The 17,754-nt window shown below is 69.1% G+C and carries 15 protein-coding genes; 14 read left to right on the forward strand and 1 reads right to left on the reverse strand.

The genetic code is table 11. The features are described 5' to 3' along the window. Positions 1 to 106 precede the first annotated feature (106 nt). The 7 genes from lpqB to A9X04_RS07805 all read left to right on the forward strand — a co-directional run bounded on the left by lpqB (position 107) and on the right by A9X04_RS07805 (position 9,251). Complete coding sequence (gene lpqB / locus A9X04_RS07775) at positions 107 to 1,864, forward strand: MtrAB system accessory lipoprotein LpqB (protein WP_197509090.1); 1,758 nt, start codon at positions 107 to 109, stop codon at positions 1,862 to 1,864. Positions 1,865 to 2,074: 210 nt separating this feature from the next. After that, positions 2,075 to 2,707, forward strand: coding sequence for a ComF family protein (locus A9X04_RS07780; RefSeq protein ID WP_067919063.1), 633 nt, complete (start codon positions 2,075 to 2,077; stop codon positions 2,705 to 2,707). A gap of 321 nt (positions 2,708 to 3,028) precedes the next feature. Beyond that, positions 3,029 to 3,697: a ribosome hibernation-promoting factor, HPF/YfiA family gene (hpf, locus tag A9X04_RS07785; RefSeq protein ID WP_067919064.1), complete on the forward strand. Its 669-nt coding sequence runs from the start codon at positions 3,029 to 3,031 to the stop codon at positions 3,695 to 3,697. Positions 3,698 to 3,789: 92 nt separating this feature from the next. Further along, positions 3,790 to 6,615, forward strand: coding sequence for a preprotein translocase subunit SecA (gene secA / locus A9X04_RS07790; protein ID WP_067919065.1), 2,826 nt, complete (start codon positions 3,790 to 3,792; stop codon positions 6,613 to 6,615). A gap of 163 nt (positions 6,616 to 6,778) precedes the next feature. Next, positions 6,779 to 7,534 (forward strand): methanethiol S-methyltransferase, encoded by a 756-nt coding sequence (mddA, locus tag A9X04_RS07795; protein WP_067919066.1) that lies wholly within the window; start codon positions 6,779 to 6,781, stop codon positions 7,532 to 7,534. A 72-nt stretch (positions 7,535 to 7,606) separates the two neighbouring features. Further along, a complete protein-coding gene (locus tag A9X04_RS07800) occupies positions 7,607 to 8,089 on the forward strand; it encodes a cation:proton antiporter regulatory subunit (protein ID WP_067919067.1) in 483 nt (160 codons plus the stop codon). 4 nt (positions 8,090 to 8,093) lie between these two features. Next, positions 8,094 to 9,251, forward strand: coding sequence for a cation:proton antiporter (locus A9X04_RS07805; RefSeq protein ID WP_067919068.1), 1,158 nt, complete (start codon positions 8,094 to 8,096; stop codon positions 9,249 to 9,251). A gap of 9 nt (positions 9,252 to 9,260) precedes the next feature. Here the strand turns inward: A9X04_RS07805 and A9X04_RS07810 are convergent, their stop codons facing one another. After that, positions 9,261 to 9,806 carry an Rv3235 family protein gene (locus tag A9X04_RS07810; RefSeq protein ID WP_156764261.1) on the reverse strand — a complete coding sequence of 182 codons (546 nt, stop codon included), beginning with the start codon at positions 9,804 to 9,806 and terminating at the stop codon, positions 9,261 to 9,263. A 184-nt stretch (positions 9,807 to 9,990) separates the two neighbouring features. Here A9X04_RS07810 and A9X04_RS07815 point away from each other — a divergent pair, with 184 nt between their 5' ends. The 7 genes from A9X04_RS07815 to A9X04_RS07845 form a co-directional block, all read left to right on the forward strand. After that, complete coding sequence (locus tag A9X04_RS07815) at positions 9,991 to 11,409, forward strand: wax ester/triacylglycerol synthase family O-acyltransferase (protein WP_067919070.1); 1,419 nt, start codon at positions 9,991 to 9,993, stop codon at positions 11,407 to 11,409. Between the two features lie 44 nt (positions 11,410 to 11,453). Further along, complete coding sequence (gene ppk2, locus A9X04_RS07820; protein WP_067919071.1) at positions 11,454 to 12,314, forward strand: polyphosphate kinase 2; 861 nt, start codon at positions 11,454 to 11,456, stop codon at positions 12,312 to 12,314. A gap of 49 nt (positions 12,315 to 12,363) precedes the next feature. Beyond that, positions 12,364 to 12,870, forward strand: a complete 507-nt coding sequence (locus tag A9X04_RS07825; RefSeq protein ID WP_067919073.1) for a hypothetical protein — start codon at positions 12,364 to 12,366, stop codon at positions 12,868 to 12,870. A 117-nt stretch (positions 12,871 to 12,987) separates the two neighbouring features. Next, positions 12,988 to 15,288 carry a xanthine dehydrogenase family protein molybdopterin-binding subunit gene (locus A9X04_RS07830; protein ID WP_067919075.1) on the forward strand — a complete coding sequence of 767 codons (2,301 nt, stop codon included), beginning with the start codon at positions 12,988 to 12,990 and terminating at the stop codon, positions 15,286 to 15,288. After that, positions 15,288 to 15,833, forward strand: a complete 546-nt coding sequence (locus A9X04_RS07835; RefSeq protein WP_067919077.1) for a (2Fe-2S)-binding protein — start codon at positions 15,288 to 15,290, stop codon at positions 15,831 to 15,833. The genes A9X04_RS07830 and A9X04_RS07835 overlap by 1 nt, the downstream gene beginning before the upstream one ends. Continuing rightward, a complete protein-coding gene (locus A9X04_RS07840; RefSeq protein WP_067919079.1) occupies positions 15,830 to 16,819 on the forward strand; it encodes a xanthine dehydrogenase family protein subunit M in 990 nt (329 codons plus the stop codon). The genes A9X04_RS07835 and A9X04_RS07840 overlap by 4 nt, the downstream gene beginning before the upstream one ends. A gap of 138 nt (positions 16,820 to 16,957) precedes the next feature. After that, positions 16,958 to 17,754: ferredoxin reductase (locus A9X04_RS07845; RefSeq protein ID WP_369828933.1), on the forward strand; the 797-nt coding region annotated here is incomplete at its 3' end.

Here is a 17,754-nt window from a genome sequence, read left to right on the forward strand (position 1 = left end):
CCAGCCCGCTGCCCATGAAGCCCATTCCGCCCACCGCGACGACGACGGGCCCGCAGCAGACCAAAGACCGGTCGCGGCAACGCGAACACGCCGAGAGGAGCGGGTGATGCGGCGCCTGCTCGGGCTGTTGGTCCTCGCGGTGGTGCTGGCCGGGTGCGCGGGGGTGCCCAGCTCGTCGGCTCCCCAGGCCATCGGCACCGTCGAACGGCCGGCGCCGTCGAACCTGCCCAAGCCGACGCCGGGCATGGATCCCGACGTGTTGCTGCGCGAATTCCTCAAGGCCACAGCCGATCCCGCGAACCGGCATCTGGCGGCCCGGCAGTTCCTCACCCAGTCTGCGTCCAACGCCTGGGACGACGCCGGCAGCGCCCTGCTGATCGACCACGTGGTATTCGTGGAAACCCGTGCCGCCGAACGCGTTTCGGCGAACATGCGGGCGGACATCCTGGGGTCGCTGTCGGACATGGGGGTGTTCGAGACCGCGGAGGGGGTGCTGCCCGACCCGGGCCCGATCGAGTTGGTCAAGACCTCGGGCGGGTGGCGGATCGACCGGCTGCCCAACGGGGTCTTCCTGGACTGGCAGCAGTTTCAGTCGACCTACAAGCGCAACACGCTGTACTTCGCCGACCCCACCGGCAAGACGGTGGTTCCCGATCCGCGCTATGTCGCGGTCGCCGATCACGACCAGCTCGCCACCGAGTTGGTCTCCAAGCTGATCGGCGGCCCGCGGCCGGAGATGGCGCACACCGTCCGCAACCTGCTCGCCCCGCCGCTGCGGTTGCGCGGGCCGGTGACCCGCGCCGACGGCGGCAAGAACGGGATCGGGCGCGGCTACGGCGGCGCGCGCATCGACCTGGAGAAGTTGTCCACCACCGATCCGCACAGCAGGCAATTGCTTGCCGCGCAGATCATCTGGACGCTGGCCCGGGCCGACATCCGGGGCCCGTATGTGATCAACGCCGACGGCGCGCCGCTGGACGACAGGTTCGCCGAGGGCTGGACGACCTCCGACGTGGCGGCCACCGACCCCGGCGTGGCCGACGGCGCGGGCGCCGGGTTGCATGCCCTGGTGAACGGCTCGCTGGTGTCACTGGACGGGCAGCGCTTCACCAACGTTCCCGGGGCCTTCGGGCGGATGGGCGACCAGACCGGCGCCGCGCTGTCCCGCAGCGGACGGCAGGTGGCGTCCGTCGTCACGCTGCACCGGGGCGCGCCCGACGAAGCGGCGTCGCTGTGGATCGGCGACCTCGGCGGCGAGGCGGTACAGTCCGCCGACGGGCACAGCCTGACGCGGCCCAGCTGGTCGCTGGACGACGCGGTCTGGACGGTGGTGGACGGCAACAACGTGCTGCGCGCGATCCAGGAGCCGGCCTCGGGGCAACCCGCCCGCATCCCGGTCGATTCCGTCGCCGTGGCCAGCCGCTTCCCGGGTCCGATCACCGACCTGCAGCTGTCCCGCGACAGCACGCGCGCCGCGATGGTGATCGGCGGCCAGGTGGTGCTGGCCAGCGTCGAGCAGACCCAGGCCGGACAGTTCGCCCTGACCTACCCGCGCCGGCTCGGCTTCGGGCTGGGCAACTCGGTCGTCTCGCTGTCCTGGCGCACCGGCGACGACATCGTGGTGACCCGCACCGACGCCAGCCATCCGGTGTCCTACGTCAACCTCGACGGGGTGAACTCCGACGCGCCGGCCCGCGGGCTGCAGATGCCGGTGCTGACCGTCGCGGCCAATCCGTCGACGATCTACGTCGGGGCCCCGCAAGGGGTGCTGCAGTACTCGGCGTCGGCGGCCGAAAGCCAGCAGGGCTGGTCGGAGGTGCCCGGGCTGACGGTGTTCGGGGCGGCGCCGGTGCTGCCGGGCTAGTGGCGATCGCAAGCGCGGCGGAGCCGGGCGCGGCGGGTCGCCACCATCGGGCTAGTGGCGATCGCAAGCGCGGTGGAGCCGGGCGCGGCGGGTCGCCACCATCAGGCTAGTGGCGATCGCAGGCGCGGCGGAGCCGGGCGCGGCGGGTCGCCACCATCGGGCTGACCGCCGCGGCCGGGGTTGTCACCCCCGCCCGCGACACTGGCGGTCATGCTCGACCTCATCCTGCCGCTGCAGTGCGGCGGTTGCGGGGCCCCGTCGACCCCCTGGTGTGACGCCTGCGCCAGGGAGCTGTCGGTGGCCGCCGACCAGCCGCACGTGGTGAGCCCGCGGGTGGACCCGCAGGTGCCGGTGTTCGCGCTCGGCCGCTACGCCGGCGCGCGCCGGCGGGCGATCCTGGGGCTCAAGGAGCACGGCCGCGGCGACCTCGTGGGACCGTTGGCGGCCGCGCTGGCGACCGGCGTGCACCGGCTGCTGTCGTGGGGAATCGTCGAGACCCCGCTGACCGTCGTGCCGGCTCCGACGCGTCGTTCGGCGGCGCGCCGGCGCGGCGGCGACCCGGTCACCCGGCTGGCGCGCACCGCCGTGTCCGGCCACCCGGCCATCGCCGTCGTCCCGGCGCTGCGGATGCGGGCGCTGGTTCGCGACTCGGTGGGTCTGGGCATCACCGCCCGCGAGCGCAACGTCGCGGGCCGGGTGCTGCTGGGGGGACGGCGACCGGTCACCGAGGTGTTGATCGTCGACGACATCGTCACCACCGGGGCGACGGCGCGCGAGTCGGTGCGGGTCTTGGGCGCCGCCGGCGTGCGGGTCGCCGCCGTGCTCACGGTCGCTGTCGCGTGAGGCTGTGCGGTCGCCAAGAGTATGTGAAGAACTCGCAACAGCTCCGCGAAATCAGTGGCATGGCGAGGCGAACAAGAGCTAACGTCGAGAACAACATCAATCGACTCACTGGTCTGACTCACTGGTCGCGACATTCCCAGGTTGAGACCCCACTCGCGGGAAGGGGTGAGTATTCGACACCTTGCATCGGCGAGCAGCCTGCGGCGGTGACTTGTTGAAAGGACCGCTCTCCCACCTCGTCGGCGCGTCGTAGTAAGCCGGGCACGCAGGGCGCGTGCGACGTGAGAGAGAAACGAGTTGTCACGTATGTCAAGGCTATCCGTGGATTCCGGTCAGATTCTCGACCAACCGCCGACGCACACCGACGGCCAAGCCCAATCGACGACCGATGCCGAAGTCGTCATCAAGGGTCGCAATGTAGAAATCCCTGACCACTACCGCGTCTACGTCTCCCAGAAACTCTCCCGCCTCGAGCGGTTCGATCGCTCCATCTACCTCTTCGATGTCGAGCTCAAACACGCGCCCAACCGGCGCCAGCGCAAATCGTGTCAACGCGTGGAGATCACCGCCCGCGGCCGTGGGCCGGTAAGCCGGGCCGAGGCCTGTGCCGACAGTTTCTACGCGGCGTTCGAGTCCGCGGTCGACAAGCTGGAGAACCGGCTGCGCCGCGCCAAGGACCGCCGCAAGGTCCACTACGGCGACAAGACGCCGGTCTCGCTGGCCGCCGCCACCGCGGTGGTGCCGGCGCCGCCGCGCGAACCCGGGCCGGAGCCGCCCGTCGACCATGATGGCGCCGAGACCGACCACGAGCCCGGGCGCATCGTGCGGACCAAGGAGCACCCGGCCACGCCGATGACGGTCGACGACGCGCTCTACGAGATGGAGCTCGTCGGGCACGACTTCTTCCTCTTCCACGACAAGCAGACCGAACGGCCATGCGTGGTCTACCGCCGCCACGGCTACGACTACGGGCTGATCAGGCTCGCCTGAGCAGGCGATCCTGAGGTTGGGCGGCCCTCGCGGGGTTGTCACCTACCATGGGAGTCGCCTTATAGAGACTCCTACCAACAGGGGACAACACCGTGCTGTCGAAGTTGCTGCGCCTCGGCGAAGGTCGCATGCTCAAGCGTCTCAAGCGGGTGTCTGACTACGTCAACACCTTGTCCGACGAGGTCGAAAAGCTCACCGACGCGGAGCTGCGCGCCAAGACCGACGAGTTCAAGAAGCGGCACGCCGACGGCGAGAGCCTCGACGACCTGCTCCCCGAGGCGTTCGCGGTGGCCCGCGAGGCGGCCTGGCGGGTGCTCGACCAGCGCCCCTTCGACGTCCAGGTGATGGGCGCGGCGGCGCTGCACTTCGGCAACGTCGCCGAGATGAAGACCGGTGAGGGCAAGACCCTGACCTCGGTGTTGCCCGCCTACCTCAACGGCATCGGCGGCAAGGGCGTGCACGTCGTCACGGTCAACGACTACCTGGCCAAACGCGACAGCGAGTGGATGGGCCGCGTGCACCGCTTCCTCGGCCTGGACGTGGGCGTGATCCTGGCCCAGATGACGCCCGACGAGCGGCGGGTGGCCTACAACGCCGACATCACCTACGGCACCAACAACGAGTTCGGCTTCGACTACCTGCGCGACAACATGGCGCATTCGCTGGACGACCTAGTCCAGCGCGGGCACAACTTCGCGATCGTCGACGAGGTCGACTCCATCCTGATCGACGAGGCCCGCACCCCGCTGATCATCTCCGGGCCCGCCGACGGCGCCTCGAACTGGTACCTCGAGTTCGCCCGGCTGGCGCCGCTGATGGAGAAGGACGTCCACTACGAGGTCGACCTGCGCAAGCGCACCGTCGGCGTGCACGAACTCGGCGTCGAATTCGTCGAAGACCAGCTCGGCATCGACAACCTCTACGAGGCCGCCAACTCGCCGCTGGTCAGCTACCTCAACAACGCGCTGAAGGCCAAAGAGCTGTTCAACCGCGACAAGGACTACATCGTCCGCGACGGCGAGGTCCTCATCGTCGACGAGTTCACCGGCCGCGTGCTCTACGGCCGCCGCTACAACGAGGGCATGCACCAGGCCATCGAGGCCAAGGAACACGTCGAGATCAAGGCCGAGAACCAGACGCTGGCCACCATCACGCTGCAGAACTACTTCCGGCTCTACGACAAGCTCGCCGGCATGACCGGTACCGCCCAGACCGAGGCCGCCGAGCTGCACGAGATCTACAAGCTGGGCGTGGTGCCGATCCCGACCAACAAGCCGATGGTCCGCACCGACTGCTCCGACCTCATCTACAAGACCGAGGAGGCCAAGTACATCGCGGTCGTCGACGACGTCGCCGAGCGCTACGAGAAGGGCCAGCCGGTCCTGATCGGTACCACCAGCGTGGAGCGCTCGGAGTACCTGTCGCGGCAGTTCCAGAAGCGCCGCATCCCGCACAACGTGCTCAACGCCAAGTACCACGAGCAGGAGGCGGGCATCGTCGCGGTGGCCGGCCGCCGGGGCGGCGTCACGGTGGCCACCAACATGGCCGGCCGCGGTACCGACATCGTGCTGGGCGGCAACGTCGATTTCCTCACCGACCTGCGGCTGCGCGAGCGCGGCCTCGACCCGGTGGAGACGCCCGACGAGTACGAGGCGGCCTGGCACGAGGAGCTGCCCAAGGTCAAGGAGGAGGCCGGCAAGGAGGCCGCCGAGGTGATCGAGGCCGGCGGCCTGTACGTGCTGGGCACCGAGCGGCACGAGTCGCGTCGCATCGACAACCAGCTGCGCGGCCGCTCCGGCCGGCAGGGTGACCCGGGCGAGTCCCGTTTCTACCTGTCGCTGGGCGACGAGCTCATGCGCCGGTTCAACGGCGCCGCGCTGGAGGCGATGCTCAACCGGCTGAACCTGCCCGACGACGTGCCGATCGAGGCCAAGATGGTCACCCGCGCGATCAAGAGCGCCCAGACCCAGGTCGAGCAGCAGAACTTCGAGGTCAGAAAGAACGTCCTCAAGTACGACGAGGTGATGAACCAGCAGCGCAAGGTGATCTACGCCGAGCGCCGCCGCATCCTGGAGGGCGAGAACCTCAAGGAGCAGGCGCTGGACATGGTCCGCGACGTGGTCACCGCCTACGTCAACGGTGCGACCGCCGACGGCTATGCCGAGGACTGGGACCTTGAGGCGTTGTGGACCGCGCTCAAGACGCTGTACCCGGTCGGCATCGACCACGAGGCCCTGATGCGCCTGGACGGTGACTCCGAGCGCGACGACCTCACCCGCGAGGAGCTGCTCGACGAGCTGCTCAAGGACGCCGAACGCGCTTATGCGGCAAGGGAAGCCGAGCTCGAGGAGATCGCGGGCGAGGGCGCGATGCGGCAGCTGGAGCGCAACGTGCTGCTCAACGTCATCGACCGCAAGTGGCGCGAACACCTCTACGAGATGGACTACCTCAAGGAGGGCATCGGGCTGCGCGCCATGGCGCAGCGCGATCCGCTGGTGGAGTACCAGCGCGAGGGCTACGACATGTTCATGGCGATGCTCGACGGCATGAAGGAGGAGTCGGTCGGGTTCCTGTTCAACGTCACCGTCGAGGCGGTGCCGTCGCCGCAGGTCGCGCCGATGGAAGCGCCGGAGGGGCTCAAGGACCTCGGAACCGCGGCAGACCAGGGCGACATCGCCCCCTCGGTGCGCGAAGAGCCTCCAGCCCAGTTGCGCGCCAAGGGAATCGACGACCAGCAACCGGCCCTGACCTATTCCGGCCCGTCCGAGGACGGCTCGGCGCAGGTGCAGCGCAACGGCGGCGACGGCCAGAAGACGCCGGCGGGCGTCGCGGGTGGAGGCTCCCGGCGTGAGCGCCGTGCGGCCGCAAGGCAGCAGGGTCGCGGGGCCAAGCCGCCCAAGTCGGTCAAGCGCCGCTAAGGCTTCGCTTCTGAACGCCGAGCGTGAAGTTGGTTTCACACTCGGCGCCGAGCGTGAAACCAACTTCACACCCCGACTGGTCAAAAATGCCTAGGGTCCCCTTGCGCCAAGATGAGGCAATCGACCTATAGGCGGGCGCGGGCGCGCGGCGGACACTTAGCCCATGAGGCGATATCTGACGCTTGGCTACGGCGCCGCGGCGTACCTGCTCTTTCTCGCGGCCTTCCTGTATCTCATCGGTTTCGTGGGAAACCTGGCGGTGCCACGAAGCGTCGACAGCGGACTCCCCGCATCCATCGCCGAGGCGGTGCTGGTCAACACGGCGCTGATCGCCGCGTTCGGGGTCCAGCACAGCGTGATGGCCCGGCCCGCGTTCAAGCGCTGGTGGGTCCGCGTCGTGCCGTCGCCGATCGAGCGCAGCACCTACGTGCTGCTGTCCAGCGCGGTGTTGGCCCTGTTGTACTGGCAATGGCGAACGATGCCGACCGTCTTCTGGGACGTGCGGGTGCCCGCCCTTCGCGCGGTGCTGTGGGCGCTGTTCTGGCTCGGCTGGGCGATAGCGCTGCTGGCGACGTTCCTGATCAACCATTTCGACCTGTTCGGGCTCCGGCAGGTGTATTTGGCGTCGCGCCAAAAGCCCTACACCAGCGTCGAATTCCGCGTCCGCCTGCTCTACCGCGTGGTGCGCCACCCCCTGATGCTCGGGATGGTCATCGCGTTCTGGGCCGCGCCCGTCATGACGGCCGGGCATCTGCTGTTCTCGATCGGCATGACGTGCTACATCCTGATCGCCACGCAGCTGGAGGAGCGTGACCTGGTCGCATCGCTGGGCCCCCAATACCGCGATTACCGGCGCGAGGTGTCGATGCTGCTGCCGATACCGCGCCGCCAGCCCGCGGGGGTGGCCCGGCAGGGCTGACTCTTCAGGAGTTCTCTAGGAGCCCCGCGATCCGGAGACCGCGCCACCGGCCGACCTGTCAGGATTGACGGTATGGATGTCAAGGAGGTGCTGCTGCCGGGGGTCGGCCTTCGCTACGAGTTCACCGATCACAAGGGCGACCGCATCGGCATCATCGCGCGGCGAAGCGGCGACTTCGAGGTCGTCGTGTATGCCCGCGACGATCCGGACGAGGCGCGGCCGCTCCTGCAACTCAGTGACGAGGAGGCCGAGGCGGTGGCCCAGATCCTGGGGGCGCCCCGGATCGCCGAGCGGTTCACCGAGCTGGCCCGCGAAATACCCGGACTCGAGACCGGTCAGGTCCACATCCTGGCCAGCAGCCCGTTCGTCGGGCACCCCTTGGGCGACACCCACGCCCGCACTCGAACCGGCGCCTCCATTGTCGCGATCGTGCGCAACGAGGAAGTGCTCGCCTCGCCCGGGCCGGCCGAAATGCTTTACGCCCGAGACGTTTTGATCGTGATCGGCACTCAGGACGGAATCGCCGGCGTCGAGCAGATAATCGACAAGGGCTGAGCCGGTGCAGGTTTCGTGGGCGCTGTTGCTACAACTCGGCGCCCTCCTGGCCACGCTGGCCGTGTTGGGCGCCGTCGCACGCCGATTCGCGTTGTCCCCGATCCCGGTGTACCTGCTCGCCGGCCTGTCGCTGGGCAAGGGCGGGATCCTGCCGCTGGAGGCCGGCGGCCAGTTCATTACGACGAGCGCGCCCATCGGCGTCGTGCTGCTGCTGCTGACCCTGGGCCTGGAGTTCTCGGCGGCCGAATTCGCCGCCAGCCTGCGCCACCACCTGCCGTCCGCGGGCGTCGACGTCGTCCTCAACGCGGCGCCCGGCGCGGTCGCCGGCTGGCTGCTGGGGCTGGACGGCGTGGCGATCCTGTGTCTGGCCGGGGTCACCTACATCTCCTCCTCGGGCGTCATCGCCCGCCTGCTGGAGGACCTGCACCGGCTCGGTAACCGGGAGACGCCGGCCGTGCTTTCCGTGCTGGTCCTCGAAGACTTCGCGATGGCGGCCTACCTGCCGCTGTTCGCCGTGCTGGCCGCCGGCGGCGGCTGGCTGCACGCCGTCGTCGGCATGGTGGCGGCGGTGGCCGCACTGCTGGCCGCCTTCGCCGCGTCCTATCGCTGGGGCCATCACGTCGGCCGGCTGGTCGAACACCCCGACTCCGAACAGCTGCTGCTCCGGGTGCTGGGCATCACCCTGATCGTGGCGGCCATCGCCGAATCCCTGCACGCGTCGGCCGCGGTGGGCGCCTTCCTGGTGGGCCTGACGCTGACCGGGGAGACCGCCGATCGGGCGCGTCGCGTGCTCGGCCCGCTGCGGGATCTGTTCGCCGCCATCTTCTTCCTGGCGATCGGCTTTTCGGTCGACCCGCACGCGCTGGTCCCGATGCTGCCCGCGGCGCTGATCCTGGCCGCGGTGACGGCGGCCACCAAGGTCGCCACCGGGGTGTTCGCCGCCCGGCGCGACGGGGTGGCGCGGCGCGGGCAGCTGCGCGCGGGCACCGCGCTCATTGCCAGGGGCGAGTTCTCGCTGATCATCATCGGCTTGGCGGGCACGTCGATCCCGGCGGTCTCCGCGCTGGCGACGTCGTACGTCTTCGTCATGGCGATCGCGGGGCCGGTGCTCACCCGCTACACGGGCGGTCCGCTGGCGCCCAGCGCCGGTCCGGTGCGCTGACCCGTCGGGTCAACCGATGTGCAGGGCCACCACCAGCCACCGGCCGCCGCCACCGGGCGCCCGCTCGACGCGGCAGGCGATCGCGTGGATCCGGTCGCCGCGGCTGTAGGAGCCGGAGACCTCGGCCGCGGCCTGAGGGTCCCCATGACCGGCCGGCTGCAGACGCATCCGCCGCAGCACCGCGGCGCCCTCGTGGCCGGCGGTCGTGTGGCCCAGCGCGACCACGGAATCCACCAGGCTGGGTGTCAGCAACGGGCGCAGCTGGGCGGCCGGGCGGCGCCGGTCGATGACTTCGAGCACCCGCCGCAACGCGGCGTCGGCAAAGGCCGCGGCCTGCCGCATCTGCGGCGACGCGGCGGCGCGGGGCTCCGTCGCCGGCCTTCCCGGCGGGTGGGGCCGGCGCGGCGCGTGGGAGCTGCGCCGTAGCGACGGCGCGCGGGACGACCGCCGGCAGGCCGCGGCATTCGGCGGTACCTCCTGTGCCGGAGGCTCGTAGTCGACGACGGGCAGGACGGCGAAGGCGTAGGGCTGACCCACGACAGGACCGGTGTTCAACGCGCACTCTCCAACTCATCGGCCGGGACCGGAAGCCCGCTGGAGAGTGGCAGGCAGTGGTCATCATGGCACAACTCGGGCGCGCGCGTACCCGCGCTCGGCCCGGCCCCGCCCAGCCGATTACCGTGGGCGGGAAATCTCGTGTAGCGACGCCGGCGATGATTCGACGAGGAGGACGGCTCGCATGGTGACCCGGTTGTCCCCGGCGGACGCGGCGTTTTTCCGGCTGGAGAACACGGCCACCCCGATGTACGTCGGATCGCTGTCGATCCTGCGCCGCCCGCGCGCGGGATTGAGCTACGAGACGCTGCTGTCCACGGTCGAACGGCGGTTGCCGCAGATCCCGCGCTACCGGCAGAAGGTCCGTGAGGTGCGGGTGGGCTCGGCCCGGCCCGTGTGGATCGACGACGCCGACTTCGACATCACCTACCACGTGCGGCGCTCCGCGCTGCCCTCCCCGGGCAGCGACGAACAGCTGCAGGAGCTGGTCGCCCGCCTGGCCGCCCGGCCGCTGGACAAGTCGCGGCCGCTGTGGGAGATGTATCTGGTCGAGGGCCTGTCCAAGAACCGGGTCGCCCTCTACACCAAGTCGCATCAAGCCTTGATCAACGGCATGGCGGCGCTGGAGATCAACCACGTCATCGCCGATCGCACCAAACGCCCCCCGGCCCTGCCCGAGGACATCTGGGTCCCGGAACGCGACCCGGGCAACGCTCGGCTGATCTTCGGGGCCGTCGGCGACTGGTTCGTGGGGCCGACCACCCAGCTGCAGGCCGTCGGGTCGACCATCGGCGGGTTGGTGACCAACCCTGGTGAACTGCTGGCCGCGGGTCGCCGGGTCGTCGATTTCGCGCGGACCGTGGCGCGCGGCACCGCGCCGAGCAGCCCGCTGAACGCCAACGTGTCGCGCCACCGGCGGTTCACGGTCGCGAGCTGCAACCTGGAGGACTACCGCACCGTGCGCGCGCGCTACGACTGCGACGTCAACGATGTGGTGCTCGCGGTGATCGCCGGCGCCCTGGGCAACTGGCTGATGTCACGGGGGGTGGCGGTGTCGGCGACCGCCACCGTGCGCGCGATGGCGCCCCTGTCCATCTACGCCGAAGGCCAGCTCGATGCGAGCGGACCCGGCCAGGCCATCGGCCAGGTGATGCCGTTCCTGGTGGACCTGCCGGTGGGGGAGCCCAACCCGGTGGTGCGGCTGTCGCAGATCGCGCACGCCACCGAGTCGAACCCGACGGCCGCGCGCCTGGTGGACGCCAGGACCATCGTCACCCTGTCGGGATTCGCGCCGCCCACGCTGCACGCCATGGGCATCCGGGTCGCCACCAGTTTCCCGAGCTTCTCCAGGCGGACGTTCAACCTGCTGATCACCAATGCGCCCGGGGCCCAGTCGCAGATGTACATCGCGGGCACCAAGCTGCTGGAGACCTACGCCGTCCCGCCCCTGCTGCACAACCAGGCGCTGGCCATCAGCGTGACGTCCTACAACGGCATGCTGTATTTCGGCATCAACGCCGACCGCGAGGCGATGAGCGACGTCGAGCTGCTGCCCGGCCTGCTGAGCCAGTCGCTCGAGGAATTGCTGGAGGCTTCCCGGTAATTGGTCACAGTGAAAAGCGATGGCCGGTTCTATCATTCGTTGATGTGAGCACCGCGACGAAGAGCGCCAAGGCGAAGGCGGCGAAATCAACTGCGCCGAACGCGCCCAGGATTTCCGACGAGGTATACCAAGCCGAATTATTCCGGTTGCAAACCGAATTCGTGAGGATGCAAGAGTGGGTGCGCCATACCGGCCAGCGCCTGGTAGTCGTTTTCGAAGGCCGCGACGGGGCGGGCAAGGGCGGCACCATCAAACGAATCACCGAATACCTCAATCCGCGCGTCGCCCGCATCGCGGCGCTGCCCTCGCCGACGGACCGGGAACGCGGCCAGTGGTATTACCAGCGCTACATCGCCCACCTTCCCGCCAAAGGGGAGATCGTGTTGTTCGATCGGTCGTGGTACAACCGCGCCGGCGTGGAGAAGGTCATGGGATTCTGCACGCCCCAAGAGCATGCGCTGTTTTTGCGGCAGACCCCGATCTTCGAGCAGATGCTCATCGACGACGGGATTCTGCTGCGCAAATACTGGTTTTCGGTTTCGGAGGGCGAGCAGCTCCGGCGGTTCAAGGCCCGGCTGAACGACCCTGTGCGGCAATGGAAACTGAGCCCGATGGACACCGAATCGCTGTACAAGCGGGAGGATTATTCACGCGCCAAGGATGAGATGATGGTGCACACCGATACCCCGGTCAGCCCTTGGTATGTGGTGGAATCGGACATCAAAAAGCACGCGCGCCTGAATATGATGGCGCACCTGCTGTCTACGATCCCGTATCACGACGTCGAGCGGCCGCGCGTCAAACTGCCAAAGACGCCGGTGGTGAGCGGCAACTACCGGCGCCCGCCGCGCGAGCTGTCCAAATACGTCGACGACTACGCGGCCACACTGATTGGGGATTCGTGACGATCGCGAGAGCGGCGGGGCCGGTCGAAGCGGGTCGGCAGGTGTCACTATGACGCTCGTCTACATTCCGGCCACGCTGGCGATGTTGCAGCGGCTCGTCGCCGACGGCTCGGTACGGCCCGTCAACGGCACCGCATTCGCGCTGACACCGGCCCTGCGTGAGGCGTACGCCGAGGGCGACGACGACGAGCTCGCCGAGGTCGCGCTGCGTGAGGCGGCGCTGGCTTCGCTGCGCCTGTTGGCCGATGACGCGGGCGCCAGCGGGTCCCTGCCGCCGCGGCGCGCGGTGCTGGCCGCCGAGGTCGGCGACGTCAGCTACCGGCCGGACCTCGACGACGCGGTGGTGCGGCTCGGCGGGCCGGTCGCGCTTGCAGACGTGATCGCCGCGTACGTCGACAACGCGGGCGCCGAGCCGGCGGTGACGAAGGCGATCGAGGCGATCGACGCCGCCGACCTGGGTGACGAGGATGCCGAGTTGATCGTCGGCGACGCGCAGGACCACGACTTGGCGTGGTACGCCAACCAGGAGCTGCCGTTCCTGCTCGAGCTGCTGTAGGGCCGCGCATGCGGACCCGGCGGCGTCGCGTCTCTAGGCCTAACATGCAGCCATGAACCAGGGGTCAATGCCGCGACATGCCCGGCGTCCCAACTCGTGCGACGCCGCATCGCCTCGATGACGCAGCCACCAGCGCGACAGGTCGGCCTGTCCATCGACCGCGTCGAGGGTCGTGCCAAGGTCACCGGGCGTGCCCGCTACACCGCCGATACGGTCGTCGATTCCGTCGCGCACGCGGCCCTCGTGCAGTCGCAGATCCCGCGGGGGGCGGTCACCGTCGAGTCACTGCTCGCCGGCGCCGACCGCGCCGCGGCGGCACCGGGTGTCCTGTACGTGCTGACGCCACTGAATTGCCCTCCACTGCACACGCTTCCACGGGACCTCACGTTCGACGTGCCCATCGAGCGGCGGCCCCCGCTGTCGGACCTGACGGTTCACCACGTCGGGCAGCACATGGCGCTCGTGGTTGCGGACTCGCCGGAGCGCGCGACGTATGCGGCGTCACTTTTCGATCTGCACTACGAGCACCGCCCGGCGACGCTGAGCGCCGCCGAGACGCTGACCCGGCCGCAGCCACCCGACGAACAGGACGGCCGGATTCGGTACGGGAGTTACCTGCCCGACCACTTCGTGAAGCTGGAGGAGGAGAAGCTGCAGGACCGCCGCGGTGCACCTGATGAGCCGCCCCTGCCGCACCGGATCGACTCCCACTACGCGACACCGCGTAACGCGCACTATCCCATCGAATTGTCCTCGACCATCGCCGCCTGGGAGGGTGACCGGCTCACCGTCCACGACACCACCCGCTGGATCACCGGGGAGCGGTCCGTGCTCGCCGGGTACCTGGGCATACCCGAGGCGAATGTCCGGGTGATCGCACCGCTGGTCGGTGGGGCGTTCGGGTCGAAGAGCTTTCTGTGGATGCACGTGGTGCTGGTCGCCGTCGCGGCCCGCGCGGTCGGTAGGCCGGTCAAGCTCGTCCTGAGCCGCAACCAGATGTTCTCCTCGACCGGGCACCGGCCGCGCACCGAGCAGCGGGTGACGCTCGTTGCCGCGGACAGCGGACTGCTGGGCAGCACCGAACATCACACCGTCACCGAGACATCCACCGTGGCCCACTTCTGCGAGCCGACGGGGCTGTCGAGCAGGTTCTTGTATCACTCGCCCCGGCTGGTCGTCTCGCACCGGGTCGCGCGCATCAACGCGCCCACGCCGTGCTTCATGCGCGGGCCGGGGGAGGCGCCCGGCTTGTTCGCCCTGGAGTCGGCCATGGACGAACTGGCCTACGAGCTGGGGGTGGACCCGCTGTCGCTCCGCATCCGCAACCACGTGGACTTCGACCAGCCCAGCGGGAAGCGCTGGTCCGGTGAGCACCTACGGGACTGCTATACCCTGGGCGCCGAGCGATTCGGTTGGGACAAAAGGCCATTGGCGCCCCGCTCGTTGTCGGATCGGGGAATGCAGATCGGCTGGGGAATGGCCACCGCGACCTACCCTGGTCGGCGGATGCCGGCCTCCTGCAGCGTGGCCACCACAGCGGACGGGCTGGTGCGCTTCGCCTCGGCGACCCACGAGCTCGGGACCGGGGTGCGCACGGCGATGAGCCAGGTTGCCGCCGACGCGTGCGGACTGCCGTTGTCGCAGTTGAGGTTTGCCTCCGGAGACTCGGATTATCCCAATGCGCCGTATAGCGGCGCCTCCCAGACCACCGCAACGGTCGGCTCGGCGGTGTTCGCGGCGGCGGCGGAATGGAAGCGACGGCTGCTCAGGCTGGTCAGCGACGACGAAGGGACCCCTTTCCACGGCTTGGCGCCGGACCGGCTCACCGTCGCCGACGGCGACGTGGTGGGCCCCGGCGGCAACCCGCGGATCCCGGTGACGGGGTTGCTCGACCGCGGGGCCGAGCGCTACCGAACAGAGCTGAGCTTCAACATGTCCGCCGACGCGGGCGATCAACGCGACGCGATCTCGCAGTCCTTCGGTGCGCATTTCTGTGAAGTCGAAGTCGACGAGCAGATCGGCCGCGCGACCGTGACACGCTGGGTCGCCGTGCTGGACTGCGGCCGCGTCCTCAACCCGAAACTCGCGCGCAGTCAGGTGATGGGCGGCATCACGTTCGGCTTGGGCATGGCGCTGATGGAGCAGGTCCCGTACGACGCGGCCACCGCACAGTTGATCGGGGAGTATTACGTGCCCACCCATGCCGACCGTCCCGACTTCGACGTCTCCTTCGTGGACACCCCCGATTTCGGGTTGGATCCACTCGGCGTTCGCGGGATCGGGGAGATCGGGGTGTGCGGTGTCCCGGCGGCCATCGCCAACGCCATCTTTCACGCCACCGGCCGCAGGTTGCGCGAGCTGCCGATCACCGTCGAACATCTCATGACACCGTTTGCGACGCCGGAGGGGAACGGCTGATGGATGCAGCTGCCGAATGCGAGATCGCGCTGGGCGTCAACGGTACGACGCATCGGGTACTCGTGGACGTCCGCACCACACTGCTCGACCTGCTGCGAGAGCGCTTGGGATTGACCGGCACCAAGAAGGGTTGCGATCACGGGCTGTGTGGCGCTTGCACGGTGACCGTGCGCGGGGAGCGGGTGCTCAGTTGCCTGTCGCTGGCCGTGTCGATCGATGGCGCGGAAGTCCTGACCATCGAGGGCGTCGCCGACGGCGACGATCTGGATCCGCTTCAGGAAGCGTTCCTCGAGCACGACGGTTTTCAGTGCGGCTACTGCACCGCGGGCCAGATTTCGTCGGCGCGTGCGATGCTGCGCGAACACGCTCGCGGCGATCTGTCCATGGCTTCCTTCGAAGGTGACCGCCAGGCGGCGCTGAACGGTTCGATCCCGCTGACGGAGAACGAGATCAAGGAACGCATCGCCGGAAACATCTGCCGGTGCGGGGCATACGCCAACATCGTCGACGCGATCGCGGCGGTTGCGGAGGCGAGGCCACAGTGAAGACGTTCGCCTATCAGCGCGCCACCTCGGTGGCCGACGCGATCACCGCGGCGGTCCAGACGGGGGGCGTGTATCTCGCGGGCGGTACCAATCTCGTTGACCTGATGAAATATGGCGTCGTCCAGCCGCCGGCGCTGATCGATATCGGCCGACTCGGCCTGACCTCGGTGACGGCGACCGAGTCGGATGGGGTGTACATCGAGGCGGGCGTCACCAACAGCGCGCTCGCCAACCACACGCTGATCCGAACCCGCTATCCCGTTCTCTCCCACGCGATTCTGAGCGGCGCGACCACCCAGCTACGCAACATGGCGACCGCGGGCGGCAACCTGCTGCAGCGCACCCGCTGCCCTTACTTCATGGACACCGACTTCGCGAAGTGCAACAAGCGCGCACCCGGTTCGGGCTGCGCAGCACTGGACGGCTTCAACCGGGAACACGCCGTTCTCGGCGCGGGGCCGCGGTGCGTGGCCACAAACCCCTCCGACATGGCGGTGGCCTTGGCGGTGCTCGACGCCGTTGTGCACGTGGCGGGCCCCGGGGGCGTGCGCCGTGTGCCGATCGGCGAGTTCTTCCGCCTGCCCGGCGATACACCGGAGATCGACAACGCCCTCGAGCCCGCCGAATTGATCGTCGGCGTCGAATTGCCGCCGTCGCCCTACGCGGCGAAATCCTGGTACCTCAAGGTGCGGGACCGGCACAGTTATGCGTTCGCGTTGGTATCGGTGGCGGTCGGCCTCGCGCTGTCCGACGGCGTCATCACGTCGGCGGCCATCGCACTGGGCGGCGTAGCGCCCAAGCCGTGGCGGTTGATCGAATCGGAGGCCACGCTGGTCGGGAACGCGCCGGGTCCGCAGGCGTTCCGTGCCGCCGCCGAAGCCGCCATGTCCGGTGCGCAACCGTTGAGCCAGAACGCATTCAAGATCGACCTTGCCCGCCAAGCCGTGGTCCGGGCGTTGAAGCTCGCCACCAGTGCGGCCGGCTAGGTTGCTCCACCGCGAGGGCGGGCGATCGGCAGGGCCCGGCCCGAGGGTGTGATGTGATCGCGCCCACCGAACGCTGGCTACGCAACCGTAGGTTACGGTACCGTAGGTTTCGTGAGGCCCACAGAGTCGACCACAATGGTGAGTGCAAGCAAGACGCAGCATCGTGAGCAGGAGCTTCCCCTGGGCAGACGTAACCCATCGATCGCGGGCAACGTCGTCGACACCAAGCGGCCGGTGGTCGCGGGTGCCGAGCGACACCCCGGCTGGCACGCGCTGCGCAAGCTGGCCGCGCGCATCACCACGCCGCTGTTGCCCGACGACTATCTGCACCTGGCCAACCCGCTGTGGTCGGCACGCGAGCTGCGGGGCCGCATCCTCGAAGTGCGCCGCGAGACAGAGGACTCGGCGACCCTGGTGATCAAGCCGGGATGGGGCTTCAACTTCGACTACCAGCCGGGCCAGTACATCGGGATCGGCCTGCTGATGGACGGGCGCTGGCGCTGGCGGTCGTATTCGCTGACCTCCAGCCCGGCCGAGACGTCCGGATCGGGCTCCGCGCGCACCGTGACCATCACCGTCAAGGCGATGCCCGAAGGATTCCTGTCCACCCACCTGGTGGCGGGCGTCGAGCGGGGAACCATCGTCCGGCTGGCCGCCCCGCAGGGCAACTTCGTGCTGCCCGACCCGGCGCCGCCGTCCATCCTGTTCCTCACTGCCGGATCGGGGATCACGCCGGTGATGTCCATGCTGCGAACCTTGGTGCGCCGCAACCAGATTGGTGACATCGCGCACGTGCACTCCGCGCCCACCGAGTCCGACGTCCTGTTTCGCGCCGAGCTGGCGGCGCTGGCCGTCGAACATCCGGGCTATCGCCGCACGCTTCGGGAGACCCGCTCGCAGGGCCGTCTCGACCTTGCGCTGCTGGACCGCGAGGT

It is taken from the genome of Mycobacterium sp. E3247 (genome assembly GCF_001667785.1).
Taxonomy (GTDB): Bacteria; Actinomycetota; Actinomycetes; order Mycobacteriales; family Mycobacteriaceae; genus Mycobacterium.

Excerpts from the sequence above, each read along its gene's own strand:
- lpqB (WP_197509090.1), top strand. The coding sequence starts at position 107 with ATGCGGCGCCTGCTCGGGCTGTTGGTCCTCGCGGTGGTGCTGGCCGGG.
- A9X04_RS07780 (WP_067919063.1), top strand. The coding sequence starts at position 2,075 with ATGCTCGACCTCATCCTGCCGCTGCAGTGCGGCGGTTGCGGGGCCCCG.
- mddA (WP_067919066.1), top strand. The coding sequence starts at position 6,779 with ATGAGGCGATATCTGACGCTTGGCTACGGCGCCGCGGCGTACCTGCTC.
- A9X04_RS07800 (WP_067919067.1), top strand. The coding sequence starts at position 7,607 with ATGGATGTCAAGGAGGTGCTGCTGCCGGGGGTCGGCCTTCGCTACGAG.
- A9X04_RS07815 (WP_067919070.1), top strand. The coding sequence starts at position 9,991 with ATGGTGACCCGGTTGTCCCCGGCGGACGCGGCGTTTTTCCGGCTGGAG.
- A9X04_RS07825 (WP_067919073.1), top strand. The coding sequence starts at position 12,364 with ATGACGCTCGTCTACATTCCGGCCACGCTGGCGATGTTGCAGCGGCTC.
- A9X04_RS07830 (WP_067919075.1), top strand. The coding sequence starts at position 12,988 with ATGACGCAGCCACCAGCGCGACAGGTCGGCCTGTCCATCGACCGCGTC.
- A9X04_RS07835 (WP_067919077.1), top strand. The coding sequence starts at position 15,288 with ATGGATGCAGCTGCCGAATGCGAGATCGCGCTGGGCGTCAACGGTACG.